12 protein-coding genes are annotated in these 17,073 nt (G+C 43.0%); 6 read left to right on the top strand and 6 right to left on the bottom strand.

Going from position 1 to position 17,073, the window contains the following annotated elements; translation table 11 throughout:
- Window positions 1-3 precede the first annotated feature (3 nt).
- Both pheT and HGJ98_RS12205 read left to right on the top strand, forming a co-directional pair.
- Window positions 4-2,409, top strand: coding sequence for a phenylalanine--tRNA ligase subunit beta (pheT, locus tag HGJ98_RS12210; protein ID WP_291351695.1), 2,406 nt, complete (start codon window positions 4-6; stop codon window positions 2,407-2,409).
- A 40-nt stretch (window positions 2,410-2,449) separates the two neighbouring features.
- On the top strand, window positions 2,450-2,707 hold the full coding sequence (locus HGJ98_RS12205; RefSeq protein WP_291351705.1) for a cell division protein ZapA: 258 nt from the start codon (window positions 2,450-2,452) through the stop codon (window positions 2,705-2,707).
- 100 nt (window positions 2,708-2,807) lie between these two features.
- On the opposite strand, the gene HGJ98_RS12200 is transcribed toward HGJ98_RS12205, so the two are convergent.
- The 5 genes from HGJ98_RS12200 to HGJ98_RS12180 form a co-directional block, all read right to left on the bottom strand.
- A complete protein-coding gene (locus HGJ98_RS12200; RefSeq protein WP_291351694.1) occupies window positions 2,808-3,251 on the bottom strand; it encodes a hypothetical protein in 444 nt (147 codons plus the stop codon).
- Between the two features lie 25 nt (window positions 3,252-3,276).
- The gene (locus HGJ98_RS12195) at window positions 3,277-3,753 is read right to left on the bottom strand and encodes a NapC/NirT family cytochrome c (protein ID WP_291351693.1); all 477 of its coding nucleotides are present in this window, start codon (window positions 3,751-3,753) and stop codon (window positions 3,277-3,279) included.
- A gap of 207 nt (window positions 3,754-3,960) precedes the next feature.
- Complete coding sequence (locus HGJ98_RS12190; protein ID WP_291351692.1) at window positions 3,961-4,755, bottom strand: ABC transporter ATP-binding protein; 795 nt, start codon at window positions 4,753-4,755, stop codon at window positions 3,961-3,963.
- A gap of 1 nt (window position 4,756) precedes the next feature.
- Entirely contained in the window at window positions 4,757-5,659 is a 903-nt protein-coding gene (locus HGJ98_RS12185) for an ABC transporter permease (protein WP_291351691.1), read from the bottom strand.
- A gap of 210 nt (window positions 5,660-5,869) precedes the next feature.
- Window positions 5,870-6,868: an ABC transporter substrate-binding protein gene (locus HGJ98_RS12180; protein WP_291351690.1), complete on the bottom strand. Its 999-nt coding sequence runs from the start codon at window positions 6,866-6,868 to the stop codon at window positions 5,870-5,872.
- Window positions 6,869-7,160: 292 nt separating this feature from the next.
- Between HGJ98_RS12180 and HGJ98_RS12175 the strand changes: the two genes are divergently transcribed.
- Both HGJ98_RS12175 and HGJ98_RS12170 read left to right on the top strand, forming a co-directional pair.
- Window positions 7,161-9,722, top strand: coding sequence for a U32 family peptidase (locus tag HGJ98_RS12175; protein ID WP_291351689.1), 2,562 nt, complete (start codon window positions 7,161-7,163; stop codon window positions 9,720-9,722).
- A 14-nt stretch (window positions 9,723-9,736) separates the two neighbouring features.
- A complete protein-coding gene (locus tag HGJ98_RS12170; protein WP_291351688.1) occupies window positions 9,737-12,100 on the top strand; it encodes an endonuclease MutS2 in 2,364 nt (787 codons plus the stop codon).
- A gap of 105 nt (window positions 12,101-12,205) precedes the next feature.
- Here the strand turns inward: HGJ98_RS12170 and HGJ98_RS12165 are convergent, their stop codons facing one another.
- Complete coding sequence (locus HGJ98_RS12165; RefSeq protein ID WP_291351687.1) at window positions 12,206-14,866, bottom strand: transglycosylase domain-containing protein; 2,661 nt, start codon at window positions 14,864-14,866, stop codon at window positions 12,206-12,208.
- Between the two features lie 286 nt (window positions 14,867-15,152).
- On the opposite strand from HGJ98_RS12165, the gene HGJ98_RS12160 reads away from it, so the two are divergent.
- On the top strand, window positions 15,153-15,383 hold the full coding sequence (locus HGJ98_RS12160) for a hypothetical protein (RefSeq protein ID WP_291351686.1): 231 nt from the start codon (window positions 15,153-15,155) through the stop codon (window positions 15,381-15,383).
- A gap of 4 nt (window positions 15,384-15,387) precedes the next feature.
- Window positions 15,388-16,653: a tyrosine--tRNA ligase gene (tyrS, locus tag HGJ98_RS12155; protein WP_291351685.1), complete on the top strand. Its 1,266-nt coding sequence runs from the start codon at window positions 15,388-15,390 to the stop codon at window positions 16,651-16,653.
- The last annotated feature ends 420 nt before the right edge of the window (window positions 16,654-17,073 follow it).

Raw genomic sequence — 17,073 nt, 5'->3', positions numbered from 1 at the left:
GGCATGAAAGTCAGTTTAGAATGGTTGAACCAACTAGTTGATATAGACCAGAGTGCAGAAGAGTTGGCAGAAACTCTAACCCGTGGTGGTATTGAAGTTGAGGATGTCGAGAACCTAAATAAGGGGTTCGAAAAAGTAGTGATCGGCGAAATAATCAGTTTGACAAAGCATCCCGATGCAGATCGATTGTTGGTTTGTGTTGTGAATGTGGGTCAAGAGGAAATAACGATTGTCACTGGCGCACAGAATTTGCTTAATGGAGATCGTATTCCAGTGGCCTTAGTAGGAGCAACCCTTCCTAATGATCTTTCCATCCGAAAGTCTAAGCTTAGAGGGGTCGTTTCACAAGGGATGCTATGTTCGCGAGAAGAGCTTCTGGTAGATGATACGGTGGGATTAGATCGAAGTGCAGATGGAATTCTTATTCTACCCTCCACGGCTCCGATTGGAGAAAACTTTGGTCACTATTTAGGACGTGAAGATAGTGTCTTAGATTTGGAGCTCTACCCGAATCGCCCAGATTGCTTGGCGATGGTCAATGTTGCTCGTGAAGTTGCATCTCTCACTCGGAAGAAACCTCATTTGCCGAAGTGGGCGGAGCCAGATCAAGTGCTCTCCCTTCCAATCGCCTCCGATCTTCGGATTGTTATCGAAGACAATGATTTATGTTGGCGTTATGCTGGATTAGTGGTTGAAGATGTCCATATTGAACCCTCTCCAGAGTGGATGCAACGTCGGCTTAAAGCTGCAGGAGTTCGTCCGATTAATAATATTGTTGATATTACGAACTATGTTATGTTGGAAATGGGACAACCGTTACATGCCTTTGACAGGGATAAGATTGAAGGGGATGTTCATGTCCGACCAGCTTATCCAGGAGAACAACTAGTGACCTTAGATGGGGTTGAGCGCACACTTCACAAAGATGCCCTGCTAATTGCAGACGACCGTCAAGCTCTAGGTTTAGCCGGGGTAATGGGTGGGCTAAACAGTGAAGTAACGAAGGATACAAGACGCTTAATGATTGAAGCTGCTCATTTTGCACCAGTTAGTATCCGTCGGACAAGTCGCCGCCTAGGTCTTAGGTCGGAGGCTTCGAACCGCTTCGAAAAAGGAATCAATGCCTATGGAATCGCAGCGTCTTTAGGGCGAGTTTGTGATTTACTACAAGATCTTAAGGCGGGACGTCCGGTTTCCTTCGTGGATGAAATCAAAAATCTGCCGACCCGTCGTCAAGTTATACTATCTACGGAGCATACGTCGACGGTTTTAGGAATCGAACTGGGAGTATCCGAGATCCAGCAAGTGATAGAGGATTTAAACTTCGAGTATAAGGAAAGTGATGGATTATTTCAAGTTGAGATTCCCACCTATCGTTCAGATCTTGAGATTGAAGAAGACCTTATGGAAGAAGTTGCGCGTTTGATTGGTTATGACCGAATCCCAACTACTCTTCCACAAGGAGATCAGACTCAAGGCAGGAGAACTCCTGAACAAGAGTTTCGTCGGCGGTTACGTAAGACGTTCACCCAGTCTGGGATGGATGAGGTGATGACTTATACGTTTACTCGCGCAGAATCAGATGCCCAATGGGGAAGTGCAAAGCATTCGATTCCCTTGCTTAACCCATTGCGTGAGGAACTTGGGGTAATGCGTACCACTCTTATACCAGGACTCCTTGATGTAGCAGCACGGAATGTCGCACGTCGCAATATGGACGTAAGTATTTTCGAAATTGGAAATACGTATTGGGGAGACGAGCATCCTTTGCAGAAGCTTCCTCGGGAAGAATTGAGAGCAGCTGGGGTCGCAGTAGGGAAGAGTGAGAGACATTGGCTTGAGCAACCGGTTAGTTATGACTTCTACTATCTCAAGGGAATTTTGGAAGGACTTGCCCTCGAATTTGGGCTTAAACTAGAATATCGAGTCGCTGAAAGCCAATCCTTGCTACACCCAGGCCGTTCAGCAGACATTTATGTTGAGAATCAGTATGTTGGTTTCCTTGGCGAAATCCACCCTTCATTAGGAAAAGAATGGGGACTTGACCGAGCGGTGGTTTTCGAGTTAGAATTGGCACCCTTGTTTGCGCGGATCAGACAAACTGTACGCGCCCATTCCATCCCGCGCTTTCCGGCAATACAAAGGGATATGGCCCTTGTCGTTGCTGTAGAGACTTCAGCTGAAGCAGTTATGGCCAAAATGAAAAAGCTGGGCGGAGACTTATTGCAGCAAGTCGAAATATTTGACGTGTATACCGGAAACCCTATACCCGCAGGTTACAAAAGTTTGGCATTCTCACTACGTTATCAGTCCTTAGAACGAACGCTGACAGATGAGGAAGTAAATCTACTAAATTCGCGTATTTTAGAGGGAATTCAGCAGGAATTTGGCGCGGAACGGCGAAAATAAAGACAAGCGAGTGACGCGTACAAGAGAGCGAGGAGAAAGTGTGGCACATGAACCAGTCAAAATCACCGTTGAGATTTTTGGAGAAAAACATGTGGTCCGCGGTGAAGGAACAGCACTGTATATTCAAGGTTTAGCGCATGAAGTTGATAAGAAAATGCGTTTGATCGCTCAACGGCTCCCTCGCTTGAGTGTTCACCAGACGGCGGTACTAACTGCTTTGAATTTAGCCGATGAACTCGCTAAGCTTCGAGAAGAACAAGAGACCTTAATGCAATTACTTGGAGAAAAGACAGAGTAATATTAGGTAGATATGAAAAAAAAGAGGGCGTCGCTAAAGCTACTTCAGTTAAAAGTAATTTGCGATGCCTCATTTTTTATTATAAACCGTTGGTCAATACCTAATCTTTTACTTGTTGACTTGGCTTAAACAGAAACTTTTTCATTAGAATTCCCGCCAAAAAACCAGCAAACCCTGAACTTAATGCGAAAATATAATTACCCAAGGTACCTTGTAGCATAGAATGATTTTTTGAGAGAGTGCCAAAGACTGTAAATATGAAAGAATATGTACACATTCCGACTAGCGCTCCCTTTATAGGAAGATAATCAGTTCCTATAATTTTAGTAAGATAATAAAGTATAAGAATCGCTAGTGCACCAACTAAAGGGAGTGCTAATAGTCCCAGTGTCCAACTTCCTTCAGGCATAAACATCATACTACACGCTTCTCCGGGGGTAATGGTTATCCACCTTAAATGTCTAAAAAATAATCCCATTATTTCAAGAGGTATAACTACAATTATCCCAATTAACATGGCTAGCAATGGTTTATCGTAATTCAAAGTTATTCCTCCTAGGTGACGTTTATTAGGGTTTGGCTCCTTTCAAATCCTTACTTAAATAAATGTCAGTCGAATGGCCAGTTTCCCTATGGCATTCAAGACATGATTGGGATTTTCTTATTGTCTTATAATGATTAACCTTAGAAGTATTCTTAAGCCTTATTGTCGGATATGCTTTATTATCACCTAGATGACATTGAATACAATTTTGTTCGAAGATAGGAGCGCTGGTTGGTATAGTATAGTCACCACTAAAATGTTGGAATACATAATTCAAACCTCTTGCTTTAGCATGAAATTTCCCTAATTCTCCACTGGGTTGATGGCATTCCATACAATTAAAATTCTTATGTGCAGAGGTTTGCCATGAAGTTACATACTGGGTTACCTCATGGCATGATCCACAGAAAGAGGGAACCGATGTAGCATAATAAGCAACCTGGAATAGGGCATATAAGCCTATAAATGATAATCCAACCAGTAATACTCCTTTTTTCCACATTAATAAAATTGCCTCCACTTCATCTGATGCAAACTATTCTTAGTATTAGATAGGACACGCCAATGGAAGTCTTTCTTTGCCTATTTTGAACAGTATTAGTGTTCTCATAAATTGGGATATTACTCCTCAAATTCTGCTGACATAGGGCCGCGATACGTTGAATGCACAAAAAAAAGAGGGTAATCAACTTACCCTCTTGGAAAAGATTTAGGCCAGAATCATGCGGTCGTTATTCATATGGGATCCACTAGCTTTCTCGAACATTTCGAGCAAGCGACTTATCGTCATATCAGTACGTTCTATTCCTTTAATGTCAAGAATCACCCGGCCTTCGTGCATCATAATTGTTCGATTCCCAAAGGTAAGAGCATGGTCGAGGTTGTGGGTGATCATCAAGGTCGTTAGTTTTTGTTGTTCTGTCACACCGCAGGTCAATTCTAAGACCTTTTCGGCCGTCTTAGGATCGAGTGCCGCAGTGTGTTCGTCAAGAAGCAATAACTTAGGCTTTTCTAATGTTGCCATAAGAAGAGTGAGGGCTTGTCGTTGTCCCCCTGATAAAAGACTTACCCGATGGGTCAGCCGATTTTCAAGACCTAAACCGAGTTTTTCTAATTCTACCCGAAACAAGTCTCTCTCTTTGGAGCCAATGGCTGGTCGTAAACGTCGGACCTTTCCTCTGCGAAAGGCCATAATAAGATTTTCCTCAATAGTCATTGAGGCTGCAGTACCGGATAAGGGGTCTTGAAAAACTCTGCTAATTAAGCCAGCCCGTTTATGGGCAGGAAGACGTGTGATATCTATTCCTTCAATCGATATTTTACCAGAATCCACTAGAAAATTCCCGGCAATGGCATTCAAAAGTGTCGATTTGCCGGCACCATTACTTCCAATAATCGTAACGAAATCATTCGGTAAAAGTTGCAAACAAACCTTATCTAAGGCTATCTTTTGATTAATAGTTCCCTGGTTAAAGGTCTTTAAAACCTCATGGACATTTAACAAGTTATTGTGCCTCCTTTCCCGCAACCCCTGCACTCCAGGACGCAATCTTTTTCCGGACGGTTGGTGAAACCAAGGCGGTGATGACAATGAAGGACGTTATTAATTTTAAGTCGGTTGCCTCTAAACCTAGCTGTAAGACAACGGCAATGATTACGCGATATAGTATACCTCCACATATTACGGCGATAATAGTTCGTCCAATCGAAGAGGTTCCGATCAATACTTCTCCAATGATAACTGAAGCTAACCCGGCAATAATCATCCCGATCCCCATACTAGCATCGGCAAATTGTAATTTTTGAGCCACATAGCTTCCGGCTAAGGCAACTAAACCATTCGATAGACTTAGTCCAAGGATTTTCATGAAATCCGTGTTTACTCCGAGGCTTCGTATCATCAGTTCGTTATCCCCAGTGGCCCGTAAGGCAAGCCCTAATTCAGTTTGCAAGAAGAAATAAATGACAGAGCCTATTAATATCACAGAAATCAAACTGAGCGCAAAGACACCATACTCTTCCATTAAAGGCAACTTTGAAAAATCAGAGAAGATGGTCTGTGAGCCAAGGAGCGAAATATTTGCTCTACCCATCACACGGAGATTAATTGAATAAAGTGCTGTCATTGTTAAGATCCCTGAGAGTAAGGGCGTGATTTTAAACTTGGTATGAAGTATTCCCGTAAATAACCCGGCTAGGGTTCCGGCAATAAACGCCATTCCAGTGGCTAACCATGGGTCAGTTCCGCCGACTATCATCGATGTAGCAGTAGCTGCACCGAGGGTAAAACTCCCGTCCACAGACAAGTCTGCATAATCAAGAATCCGAAACGTCAGATAGACACCTAAAACCATGATTGCATACATTAAACCCTGTTCCATTGTTCCGAGCGCTATTTGAGCGAACATCTTCAACACCCCAATTACATTTGCTTTAACAAGTCAACATTTTAGCCTAACCTGTACAATAAAAGGAACATCCCCCCACTTACAAGAAGAGGGGGTTTGAAACTTGATTCATCATGGAACACCCCACTTCTACAGTGGGTGTTCCATATTCTGCTTCAGTGGTATAAGTCTCGCTGACAGCTTCTGCTAAACGAGTTTACTCATATATTACTATTTGACTATAATTGCTTTCTTCGAGATATCCTCTGGTACGGTTATACCTAACAAATCGATGGCTGTCTGGTTGAGCACCGTATCAAAGTCCTTTTGAGATTCGATAGGCATTTCTTGTGGTTTTTCTCCCTTGAAAACGCGTAGGGCCATTTCGCCAGTTTGCTGACCTAAGTTTTTGTAGTTAATACCAATGGTAGCTAGAGCACCTTTGTCAACAACGCTGCTTTCCCCGGAAATGATGGGGATTTTGTTCTTGTGTGATACTTGTACCACGGATTGGGCAGCAGAAACCACCATATTATCTGTAGGTACATAGATTGTATCAACTTTTCCAATTAATGATTGACTAGCTTGTAAAACGTCGGCACTTGTGGTAACAGTCGCTTCAACAATCTCCAAGCCAAGCTCAGAGGCTACTTTCTTCGCGATAGCAACTTGCACTTGAGAATTAACTTCCCCGGCGTTATAGATAACTCCGACTTTTTTTACGGTGGGAACCAATGTCTTCATCAGTTCAAATTGCTCTTTAATGGGATTCATATCAGTTGTTCCTGTAACATTTTTCCCCGGCTTATCCATACTATTCACGAGTTTTGCTTCTACTGGATCCGTGACAGCGGTGATTAGAATGGGGATATCTGTGCTGGCACTTGCCATTGCTTGCGCAGATGGTGTAGCAATAGCTAGGACCAGGTCCAATTTACTAGAAGAAAACTTTTGAGTAATTGATTGGAGTATCGACTGATCTCCCTGGGCATTTTGATAGTCAACCGTGAGGTTTTTTCCAACTTCATAACCGTTTTTCTTAAGGGTCTCTAAAAATCCTTCGCGTGCACTATCCAAGGCCGGATGCTCAACAATTTGAACGATGCCAATCTTTAGTTGCTTTTGGTCCTCATTCCCAGTAGAACTAGTCCCAGATTTAGCTGCCCCACAACCAACTAAACTAAGTAACAATAACAAACTTAATCCGAATGCAAATAACTTTTTCACCATCATACCTCCTCATAATTTTGGGCATAAAAAATACACCTCCGCAGAAGTGCCTCTTTGCCCAACTCCTACTGTCCTGCCATGCTACCGCTATTCAATTAATTTAATCTTAAAGTATATGCTTAAAGGTGTCAATAATAAAATTTCACTTTTCTTACAGTATCCATTAATTAGTAATTGCCAATGCCCAATTGTACAAATCAAAGCGAAACAACTATAATTAAGGTATTGTCCTGCTCTAAGCAGGATTGGGAATCAAGGAGTAATTCCACACGTGGAAACAGGAGAATTATCAATGAACGAATTAAGATCAGAACAGTCCAGACCACTAGAACTATTGGCTCCAGCAGGAAGTTTCGAAGCCTTTAAAGCGGCGGTAGAAAATGGAGCGGATGCTGTTTATCTTGGCGGAAAAAGCTTTAGTGCCAGGGCAAGCGCTGCAAATTTTGATTTAGAAGAATTGCAAAAAGCCGTACGTTACGCCCATGAACGCCAAGTTAAAGTATATGTGACCGTAAATATTCTGATTGCAGATCAGGAATTTAAGGAATTGTTGGACTATTTGTATGCCTTACAGGAAATATCCGTCGATGCCGTTATTTTACAAGATGTTGGAGTTGCGGAAATCATTCAAAGTATTCTTCCGGAAATGGAGATTCATGCCAGCACGCAAATGACGGTGAACACAAGTTGGGGTGTTAAGCACTTAGAATCACTTGGCTTTAGCCGAGTTGTTTTAGCACGGGAGACCTCGGCAGATGAAATGAAAGCTATTGCGGAAAAAACACCCTTGGAAATTGAAGTCTTTGTTCACGGAGCACTTTGCATAGGCTATTCAGGACAGTGCCTAATGTCGAGCTTTATTGGCGGGAGGAGTGGAAACCGAGGAACCTGTGCCCAGCCTTGTAGAATGACGTATCAGCTCGTTAATAATGAAAAGGAGAACCTTTTAGCCCAGAAGAACACCGGGGATCATTTATTAAGCCCTCGGGACTTAAATTTAGCGGAGGAATTATCCGAGCTAAAACAAATTGGGATTCATTCTATTAAAGTAGAAGGAAGAATGAAACGGCCAGAATATGTAGCTACAGTTATTAGACTTTATCGGCATGCTATAGACCGAATTGGAGGCCAGCAAGAAGGTAGCACAGTTAACCCCTTACTAACCCCTGAGGAGCATCAGGAACTATTACAGGTGTTTAACCGTGATTTTACAAGGGGTTATTTTAGAGGTAACCTTGGCGCAGAACTTATGAGTTATAGTCGGCCAAACAATCGCGGAACCCGCCTCGGTCGAGTGGCTCGACTAGAACATGGACGTTTATGGATTAAGCTGGAAGCTGCATTGCATCCGGGAGATGGGATTGAATTTTGGACAGGTCGTGGGCGGGAAGGGGTTACAGTCGGCCAAATTTGGAACGATCGTAAGGAAACCATGGAAGGATTGCCTGGGGAAACTGTACAGATAGAGTTTTCTGGAGTAGCACAACCCGGGGATAGAGTTTTTAAAACCAATGATGCCTTACTAATGGAAAAAGCCCGGCAAAGCTTTCAAGAGGGGCGAGAACAACGGAAAAGCCCGCTGTCTATGCGTCTATCCGGTCATATAGGAGAAAAACTATGCTTAGAGGTGGTGGACGATCAGCGTAGGATAATAGTTTATTCAGCGGGTGCAGCGCAAAAAGCCTTGAAAAGACCGTTGACCTGGGACTATGCCTTCCAGCAGTTAGGGCGATTAGGGACAACCCCTTTTTGGTTAGACAAGTTGGAATTGGAGACTGATGAGGATATTATGCTACCGGTAAGTGACCTTAATGAAATGCGTCGCCTAGCGGTGGAAAAACTCTTAACTATAGAACCACCACAAAGGGTTGATCGGCAGATATATAAGCAGAGAATCCAGCTTTGGAAACAACGTCAGGTAGCGGAACAGTCAACTCTAAATAGGGAAAAGATCATCCCCCAGGTTTCAGTGGCTGTTAGTGATGTACTAACCCTAGAAGCTTCCCTTAAAGCAGGAGCTAAGCGGGTTTTGATTGGGGGAGAGCATTGGCGCTCTCGGAGAGGTTTTTCCCTAGAAGAAATTCGCACGAGCTTTAATAATTGCAGAAAGCTAGGAATTGATTGTACCTGGCGTTTGCCACGGGTTTTAAATCAAGCCCAGAGTGAACATCTTCTCTCAGATCTTAAACAAGCGGTGGAGTGGAGAGAAACCCCTAAAATAATGGTAGCAAACCTTGGAGAGTTAGAGATGTTGAAGTCCATTAATCCGGATTGGCCGTTTGAAGTGGACTATTCTTTAAATGTTTTTAATGAAGCGAGTCTAGCTTACTTTTATAGGCAAGGCGCTAAAAGGGTAACCCTTTCTCCCGAACTGCACCATGAACAACTGGGTTATTTAGCTAAATGGCAGGGGGCAGAGGTCCTGGCCTTTGGGGATTTGGAGATGATGGTAAGCGAATACTGCCCAGTAGGGTCAACCTTAGGCGGAAAAAATGGTGAACACTGTGCTAGGACATGTATGAAAGAACCTCATTTCTTACGTGACCGCATGCGATATGATTTTCCAGTAGAGACTGACCAGGAGTGTCGGATGCATCTTTTTAACGTTAAAACTCTCAACCTCTACGAAGAGCTTGCCCAAATACGACGTATGGGATTTTCGACCATTCGATTACAATTGACTAGACAAACCCCGGCGCAAGTTCGTCAGACCGTTCGTTTGTTTAATGAGGCTTGGGATGCGTTAAATGTAAACAAGAAGGGCATAGGGACTCCTAATGATGGGATGTCTGAGTTAACCTCTCTTTTCCCAGAGGGATTTACTAAAGGGCATTTCTTCCGTGGCGTTATTTAGGTAAGGAGGCATTAATGGGAATTGATGATAAAGTCCTGAATAAATTGGACTTTCCAAAAGTATTAGCAAAGTTAGCAGACTTTTGTATTCTTCCAAGAGCAAGAGAATTAGCCATTGGCTTAAAACCTTATATTAATTTGGAATTGGTACGTTTAGAATTGCAAAAGACAAATGAAGCAAAAATTCTGCTGCGGGGAAATCCACTTTTTTCGGTCCGAGGGTCGAAGGAGATTCGGACTTACATTGAGCGATGTTTGCGCGGAGGAGTGATTCAGGGAGAGGAGCTTCTTGAAATTCGAGATACTTTGCGAGTTGGCCGGAAGACAAAACAACACCTTCTAGAATTTAAAGAGGAATTTCCTGGTCTATGGGATATTATGTTACCCATCGAGCCACAAAAGGAACTGGAAGATGAAATATCACGCTGTATTTCGGAAGATGGGAAGGTCGCAGACAATGCCTCCCCAGAATTAGCAGATTTGAGGCGAGCTATAAACCGATTGCAAAACCGCATAAGGGAAACCTTAGAGGGCGCTTTACGGAACTCTAGTTATCAGAAAATGTTACAAGATCCTATTATTACACAGCGCTCGGATCGGTATGTGATACCGATTAAGCAGGAATACCGTACTGCATTTCCTGGTATTGTTCACGATCAATCGGCGAGTGGTGCAACCTTGTTTATTGAACCTATGCCCGTTGTCCATCTAGGGAATGAACTGCGTGAAGTGATATTAAAGGAACAACGTGAAGTGCAACGAATTCTGCAAATGCTCTCAGCTCAAATCGAGGGACGTGCTGATGAGATCGCCGATCTGCATGAGGCTTTAGCACAATTGGATCTTGTGGTTGCCAAAGCTCATTTAAGTGTGACTATGAATGCAGGTGCACCAGAATTAGTTACTAAGCAACAAATGAAGCTCGTTCAAGCACGACATCCCTTGATTAGCGGAGGAGTTGTACCGCTTTCCTTAGAGTTAGGAAATGATTTTGATACCCTAGTGATTACTGGGCCTAATACTGGAGGAAAAACCGTGGCTCTTAAAGTTGTCGGACTTATGGCAGCTATGAATCAATCGGGTTTACAAATTCCTGCAGAAAGTGACTCACAAATGGGAGTTTTCACTCAGATATTTGCCGACATTGGGGACGAACAGAGTGTGGAGCAATCCTTAAGTACGTTCTCTGGGCATATGAAAAACATCGTTGAAATTATAAATCGAGCTGATGCCCGTTCTTTGATATTACTTGATGAGGTTGGGGCTGGAACAGATCCAACAGAAGGGGCAGCACTTGCCATGGGCATTCTGGCGGAACTACATGAACGAGGGTGTCGAATCGTTTCAACAACCCACTATGGGGCCTTAAAGACCTTTGCTTACGAAACACCACGGGTCAAAAACGCTTCTGTAGAGTTCGACACCGAGACTTTACGTCCGACCTATCGATTATTAGTGGGCATTCCCGGTAAAAGTAATGCCTTTACCATTGCGGGACGATTGGGTTTAAGCGAGAGAGTCCTTGAAAAAGCCAATACCTTTGTAACTGAGCGGGAAATGCAAGTTGCTGATCTTATTGAAAATTTGGGCGAAACCCATCGGGAGATTGAGCTAGAGAAAGAAAAGGCCGAAACAGGCCGGCGAGCAGTAGAGAAGCAAAGTAAAGCCCTCGAAGAAAAATCAATACGTTTAGATGAGGAATTTGAACTATTGCTGGCTTTGGCAAGGGATGAAGCTAACGAGCTTATCAGAGAAGCTAAACGAGAAGCTGATACTATCATTGAAGAGTTAAAAGCAGCTTTAAAAAAGGAAAACAAGCAACAACAAGATATTGAGAAGGCCCGTCAGGGATTTCACCGTATATCAGCAAAGCTGGATCATGGCCGGCAAGTGAAACGCTCGGATAGTGAATTATCAGCAGGTCAGATAATACTTGGACAGACAGTATATATGACAAAGCTTAGGCAGAAAGGTCAAGTCGTAAAGCTCCCAAATACCAATGGTGAGGTACTTGTCCAGGCCGGTATCATGAAAGTGATGGTACCATTGACAGAATTAAAATTAGCTCAAGAGGAGAAGAAAGTTACGCCCAAATATTCACGCGAAATGGGTATCGGGGTCCGAAAAGCTGAAGAGATACGCAACGAGATAGATTTAAGAGGAATGCTTGTGGAGGAGGGCAGGGAAGCCTTAGATAAATATATGGATGACGCAGTTCTTGGTGGCATCGGTCTGATTTATGTAATACATGGCAAAGGGACTGGCGCTATGCGAACAGGGATACAAGGATTTTTAAAAGGACACCCTCATGTACGAAGTTTCAGGATAGGAGAGTATGGTGAGGGAGATTCTGGTGTGACGGTTGTCGAATTAAAGTAGCCATAACACCTCGGCGTAATAAAACAGCACTGAAGACCTACTGTGAAGGTTCAGTGCTGTTTTTGTCTTATTTGAACGAGTCCACTTAATCTAAAAAATTATTATCTAATCTGTTAGAATTAGTTTAACTAAGTTGGATGAGGGACCAACCTCGGTTTTTTGGGGGTTTTGAAACGCGGCGCGGAAAAAGTAAGACCCTGGAGTGGGAGCTTTGTCATCTATAGCTAGCGTAAAGGAAAGAGCACCGTTAGAAACTTTAACCGGGATCATACCCTGAAGCTGCCCTGGACGCTGAATATAGACAATCGCAGAATAGTTTTTTGGGTTTCCTGAAAGGTTTGTAATCGGGATTTCCACCTTAGAGGTTTTGGATTTATATTCCACGTTTCCAAGCACTGGTGTGGGGAGGGAAGAGTCTGTAGGAAGATCATCATCGTCTACAGGTTCTATTATATCAGGATCTTTAATTGTATCTGAGATTGGATCTGGAGCTACCTCTGTAGGTGGTTTGTAAGGAATCTCATTGGAAGGCCAAGTCCAGGCAGGATCTCGGTCAGGTAAATTCAAGAAAATTTTAGTTATGGTATTCTGTGAATTGGGAGATGGCAGCATATTTGGATGATCCGCATCGACCTCTTTTTCAATCCAGACGTCACTGATCCGTGTGGGTAAGTCTCCCTGAGCTGCTATTTCTGTTGAAATAAATTCTGTAGGGGTTAAACTGCTGGGAAGAAGCCCGGATTTTTTATCGAAAGAGCCACTAACAATACCTGAAGGTTGATCGAACTTTGATTTTACAGGGAGATCCTTATGAGCGGCAGTCATAACTTTTTTCCATATTTTGGCGGGGAAACCACCGCCATACACACTGCGCAAATAATAAGGTCCCGGAGTTCCCTGTTTATCAAGGTCAGGGTTAGAATCATAACCCATCCAAACAACCCCGGTGTAGTTAGGTGTATATCCGGCAAACCAAGCATCCGTATTACCAGTCTTATATTTGAGGTTATCGGGCAAAGAAGAAGTACCGGTTTTACCGGCAACAGCCCAGTTTCCAAATTGAGCATTGGTTCCTGTACCGTTTGTTACAACACTACGCAGCATACTGTTAACAATATAGGCCGTAGTTTCTTTCATAACTCGGTTTTTTGTAATTTTAGGGGTAATTACAGTGTTTCCCTTGGAGTCTAAAACTTTCACTACGGCATGATCATTGATGCTAACCCCATTGTTGGCATAAACCCCATAAGCGGCTGCCATGTCTAATGTACTGGCATGGGTTGTACCTAGAGCTAGACTTAAAACTCGATCTCCCGATTCAAGAGGCAGTCCAAGATTGTTCTTACCAAAGGACCATCCGTAATCAACTCCAATAAGATCAAGTAGTTTGACGGCATAGATATTAACAGATTGTTCGACAGCATGACGCATGGTGATAAGGCCTTTCCAGCCTTTTGTTGCTGTATCAAAGTTCGTCGGGGACCATGAACTGCCGCCTGAGTTATAGGTTACAGGCATATCATCAAGAACTGTTCCCGGAAAATACCCACCTTTTTCAATGGCTGGGCCGTAAACGACTAAGGGTTTAATAGTCGATCCAGGTTGTCGCTTGGATTGCCAAGCTCTGTTAAGTCCTCGCGGCGTATAGCCTCGCCCTCCAACCATTGCCTGGATTTCTCCAGTCGTAGGATCAATAACGGTCATCGCACCTTCGACCTTTGTGTCATTAATTCCTTGGGGGAAATTGGCGGGGTCTGCGAAGGCTGCTTCGGCCGCAGCTTGGATTTTCGGATTTACGGTAGTATAGATATGCAATCCTCCGCTGAAGATTTGATCAGGAGCTAAGTTATAGGTTGTTTCAAGTTCTTCAATAACGTAATCTACAAAGTAGGGAAACTTATAGCTTGCACTGGCTACCTCTGTCTTCTGAGCTCCACCGCGACTTTTTTTCATGGACTCCACATAAGTGAACGGCGCTTCCTTCTCTTTCGCATACTCTTCTGGGGTGATAATCCCAGCATCCCTCATCACGCCGAGGACAATGTTACGTCGAGTCTTGGCCGAATCGGGATGGTAGTAAGGGTTATATTGACTCGGGGCTTGTGGTAAACCTGCTAATAGAGCGACCTCGGCCGGCGCCAGATCCTCAAGCTCTGCGCCAAAGTAGGTTTTGGCAGCGGCTTGGATTCCAAAGGATGATTCACCAAGGAAAATTCTATTCAGGTAAAACGTAAGGATCTCTTCTTTGGTGTATTCTCGTTCAAGCTGAATAGCTAGAATTGCTTCTTGAATCTTACGGGTGAACTTTTTCTCGGTAGGGTTTGAGATAAAAGCATTACGGGCAAGCTGAATAGTAATAGTACTAGCACCTTCTCTAGCACTTCTTGTTTTGATATCCGTTATAGCGGAGCCAATGATTCGAATGGGGTCAACCCCAAAGTGTTGTTCAAAGCGTTTATCCTCAACCGCGATAAAGGTTTTCTTGACAAGGTCGGGGATTTCTGAATATTCAACAGTTTGGCGATTTTCGTAACCATGTAATAGAGCAAATTCAACGCCGTCCTTATCATAAACATATGAAGTTTGTTTGGAGTTATTCAACAGGGCAGGGTCCCATTTGGGTGTGCCTGCTGCAGCAACTACTACAAAAATTGCTAAGCCAGCTATTATAAGTGCGATAAGGGAAGTAATTGACAAGAGTACAATTCGTAGTTTTGAACGTCGCCTAGGGCGTTGAGGCCTATTTGGCTTTCTGGATAATGGCATAAGACAACCTCCTATAAATAAAAAGAATGAGGCTAGAACACTATTTATTTCCCCTAGAATTATAGCATACTTTTACAAGGACAAGGAACTTCTAAAAATTAGAGGCAATTGAGGGCAATCTTTCGAGAATTTTTACGAGGAATTTTACGAGGGTAAATAATATTAGGAGTTGTTAGTTGCGAGCAAGTTGGAGAATCTGTATAATATAATAAATTTAGCTTATACATAAAGTTAATGGAATGATTGAGAAGAAACTTGGTAGAAGGTTGAAGAGAGTCGGTGTTAGGTGCAAACCGATCCAGAAACCAAGGGCTACACCTCAGGACTAGGAGTCAAAAAACTCTCGGATCAGCTCGTTATCGCTGGTGAAGCTGGATATCCGTTTATTTTACGGATTCAATGTGGGTGGTACCGCGGAAGTGTTTTCGTCCCTCAACCTTGTGTTGGGGGACTTCCTCGTTTTAAACGAGGATCAAGATACCGATCGCGCCATATAAAATTTATAAAGGGAGATTAAGTGTATGGACATTTTTAAGGAGTTAAAGGATCGAGGGCTTGTCTATCAACACACTGACGAAAACGCTTTGCGGAACAGATTATCAAGTGGACCAATGGCGCTTTATTGTGGATTCGATCCAACCGCGGACAGTTTGCACATTGGACACCTACTGCCACTTTTAGTATTAAGGAGATTTCAACTAGCAGGACATAAATCAATTGCTCTAGTCGGTGGAGGAACGGGACTAATCGGTGATCCGAGTGGCAAAGCATCTGAACGGACCTTAAATCCTAAAGAAGTTGTAGAGCAATGGGCTCAAAAGATTAAGGATCAATTTGGTCGTTTCTTGGATTTTGAAACTTCGGACAATCCTGCGATACTTGCAAACAATTATGACTGGCTAGGCTCTCTTCACGTGATTGAATTCCTCCGAGATATCGGCAAGAACTTCCCCTTGGGAGCGATGCTTGCTAAAGACTCGGTTGAGTCACGTCTGAGCAAGGGGATTTCTTTTACAGAATTCAGCTATATGATCCTGCAGTCTTACGATTATTTAAAACTTAATGAAATGTACGGATGTGAGATGCAGATTGGAGGAAGTGACCAATGGGGTAATATTACCTCTGGAATTGATTTAATTCGTCGTACTACGACTCAAGAAAATGAAATGCACGGCTTGACGTTACCACTAGTCACTAAAAGTGATGGTACAAAGTTTGGAAAGACTGAAGGAGGCGCCGTTTGGCTGGATGCCGAAAAGATGTCTCCCTACAAGTTTTATCAGTTTTGGCTGAACACCGATGACCAAGACGTTGTTAAGTTCTTAAAATACTTTACCTTCTTATCCTTAGAAGAAATTGAAGAACTGGCCCAAGGGGTACAAAGGGAGCCTGAGAAAAGAGTGGCTCAAAGGGCTTTGGCCAAAGATGTAACAAAGTTGGTTCACGGACAGGAGGCGCTCGATCGGGCAGAGAAGATCTCAGATGCATTTTTCGGGGGAGGCCTTGGAAATCTAACTGCCCTAGAAATTGAAGAGGGATTTAGCGATGTACCTTCTACGATAATTGAAAGTCCTGAAGCCAGTTTAGTAGATGTATTAGTTCAAGTGGGAGCAGTTTCTTCTAAACGACAAGCCCGTGAGTCCATCGAGAACGGAGCTATCTATATTAATGATATTCGTCATACAACGATAGAAGCAACCGTTTCAGATTTGGAACGATTGGATGGAAAGTATCTTGTCATTAGACGAGGAAAGAAAAACTATTACTTGATAAAATTCCAGGTATAACATTTAAGAATAGAGCCGGTGCCGAAGTGCTGTATTTACAGCAGTTTGGCACCGAGATTATTTATTTTCTCTAGCGGAAAGTACTAGGTTAACTAAAGATAGTGTTCAACCTGGGAAATTATTTAAAAATTACTCGAAAACGGTTGACAATGCGATAATCAAATGTTAGTATATCGAAGTGCCGCGAAAATAACTGCTAAAAACAACAAACGTTTAGGTAGTTAAATTAATGGCCTTAATAAATTAGTGTTGACAACGGAAGTTGAAAATGCTAAGATGTGATTCCGGCCTTGAAGGCCAGAGACTTTGGTCTTTGAAAACTAAACAACAAGGACAGCCAATGAGAGAGACTCGAAAGAGTTTCAAAATAAATCATGAGTCAATCATCTTCTTCTAGAAGAAGTGAAATAACTTTTTTTG

This window comes from Desulfosporosinus sp., from assembly GCF_014237355.1.
In the GTDB taxonomy this organism is placed as follows: domain Bacteria; phylum Bacillota; class Desulfitobacteriia; order Desulfitobacteriales; family Desulfitobacteriaceae; genus Desulfosporosinus.
Note: the sequence above shows the minus strand (reverse complement) of the source record. Positions and strands in the feature narration are given on the sequence as shown.

What these genes read in the sequence shown, in the direction of transcription:
- pheT (WP_291351695.1), top strand. Translation starts at nt 4, where the DNA reads ATGAAAGTCAGTTTAGAATGGTTGAACCAACTAGTTGATATAGACCAG.
- HGJ98_RS12195 (WP_291351693.1), bottom strand. Translation starts at nt 3,753, where the DNA reads ATGTGGAAAAAAGGAGTATTACTGGTTGGATTATCATTTATAGGCTTA.
- HGJ98_RS12185 (WP_291351691.1), bottom strand. Translation starts at nt 5,659, where the DNA reads ATGTTCGCTCAAATAGCGCTCGGAACAATGGAACAGGGTTTAATGTAT.
- HGJ98_RS12180 (WP_291351690.1), bottom strand. Translation starts at nt 6,868, where the DNA reads ATGGTGAAAAAGTTATTTGCATTCGGATTAAGTTTGTTATTGTTACTT.
- HGJ98_RS12175 (WP_291351689.1), top strand. Translation starts at nt 7,161, where the DNA reads ATGAACGAATTAAGATCAGAACAGTCCAGACCACTAGAACTATTGGCT.
- HGJ98_RS12170 (WP_291351688.1), top strand. Translation starts at nt 9,737, where the DNA reads ATGGGAATTGATGATAAAGTCCTGAATAAATTGGACTTTCCAAAAGTA.
- HGJ98_RS12165 (WP_291351687.1), bottom strand. Translation starts at nt 14,866, where the DNA reads ATGCCATTATCCAGAAAGCCAAATAGGCCTCAACGCCCTAGGCGACGT.
- tyrS (WP_291351685.1), top strand. Translation starts at nt 15,388, where the DNA reads ATGGACATTTTTAAGGAGTTAAAGGATCGAGGGCTTGTCTATCAACAC.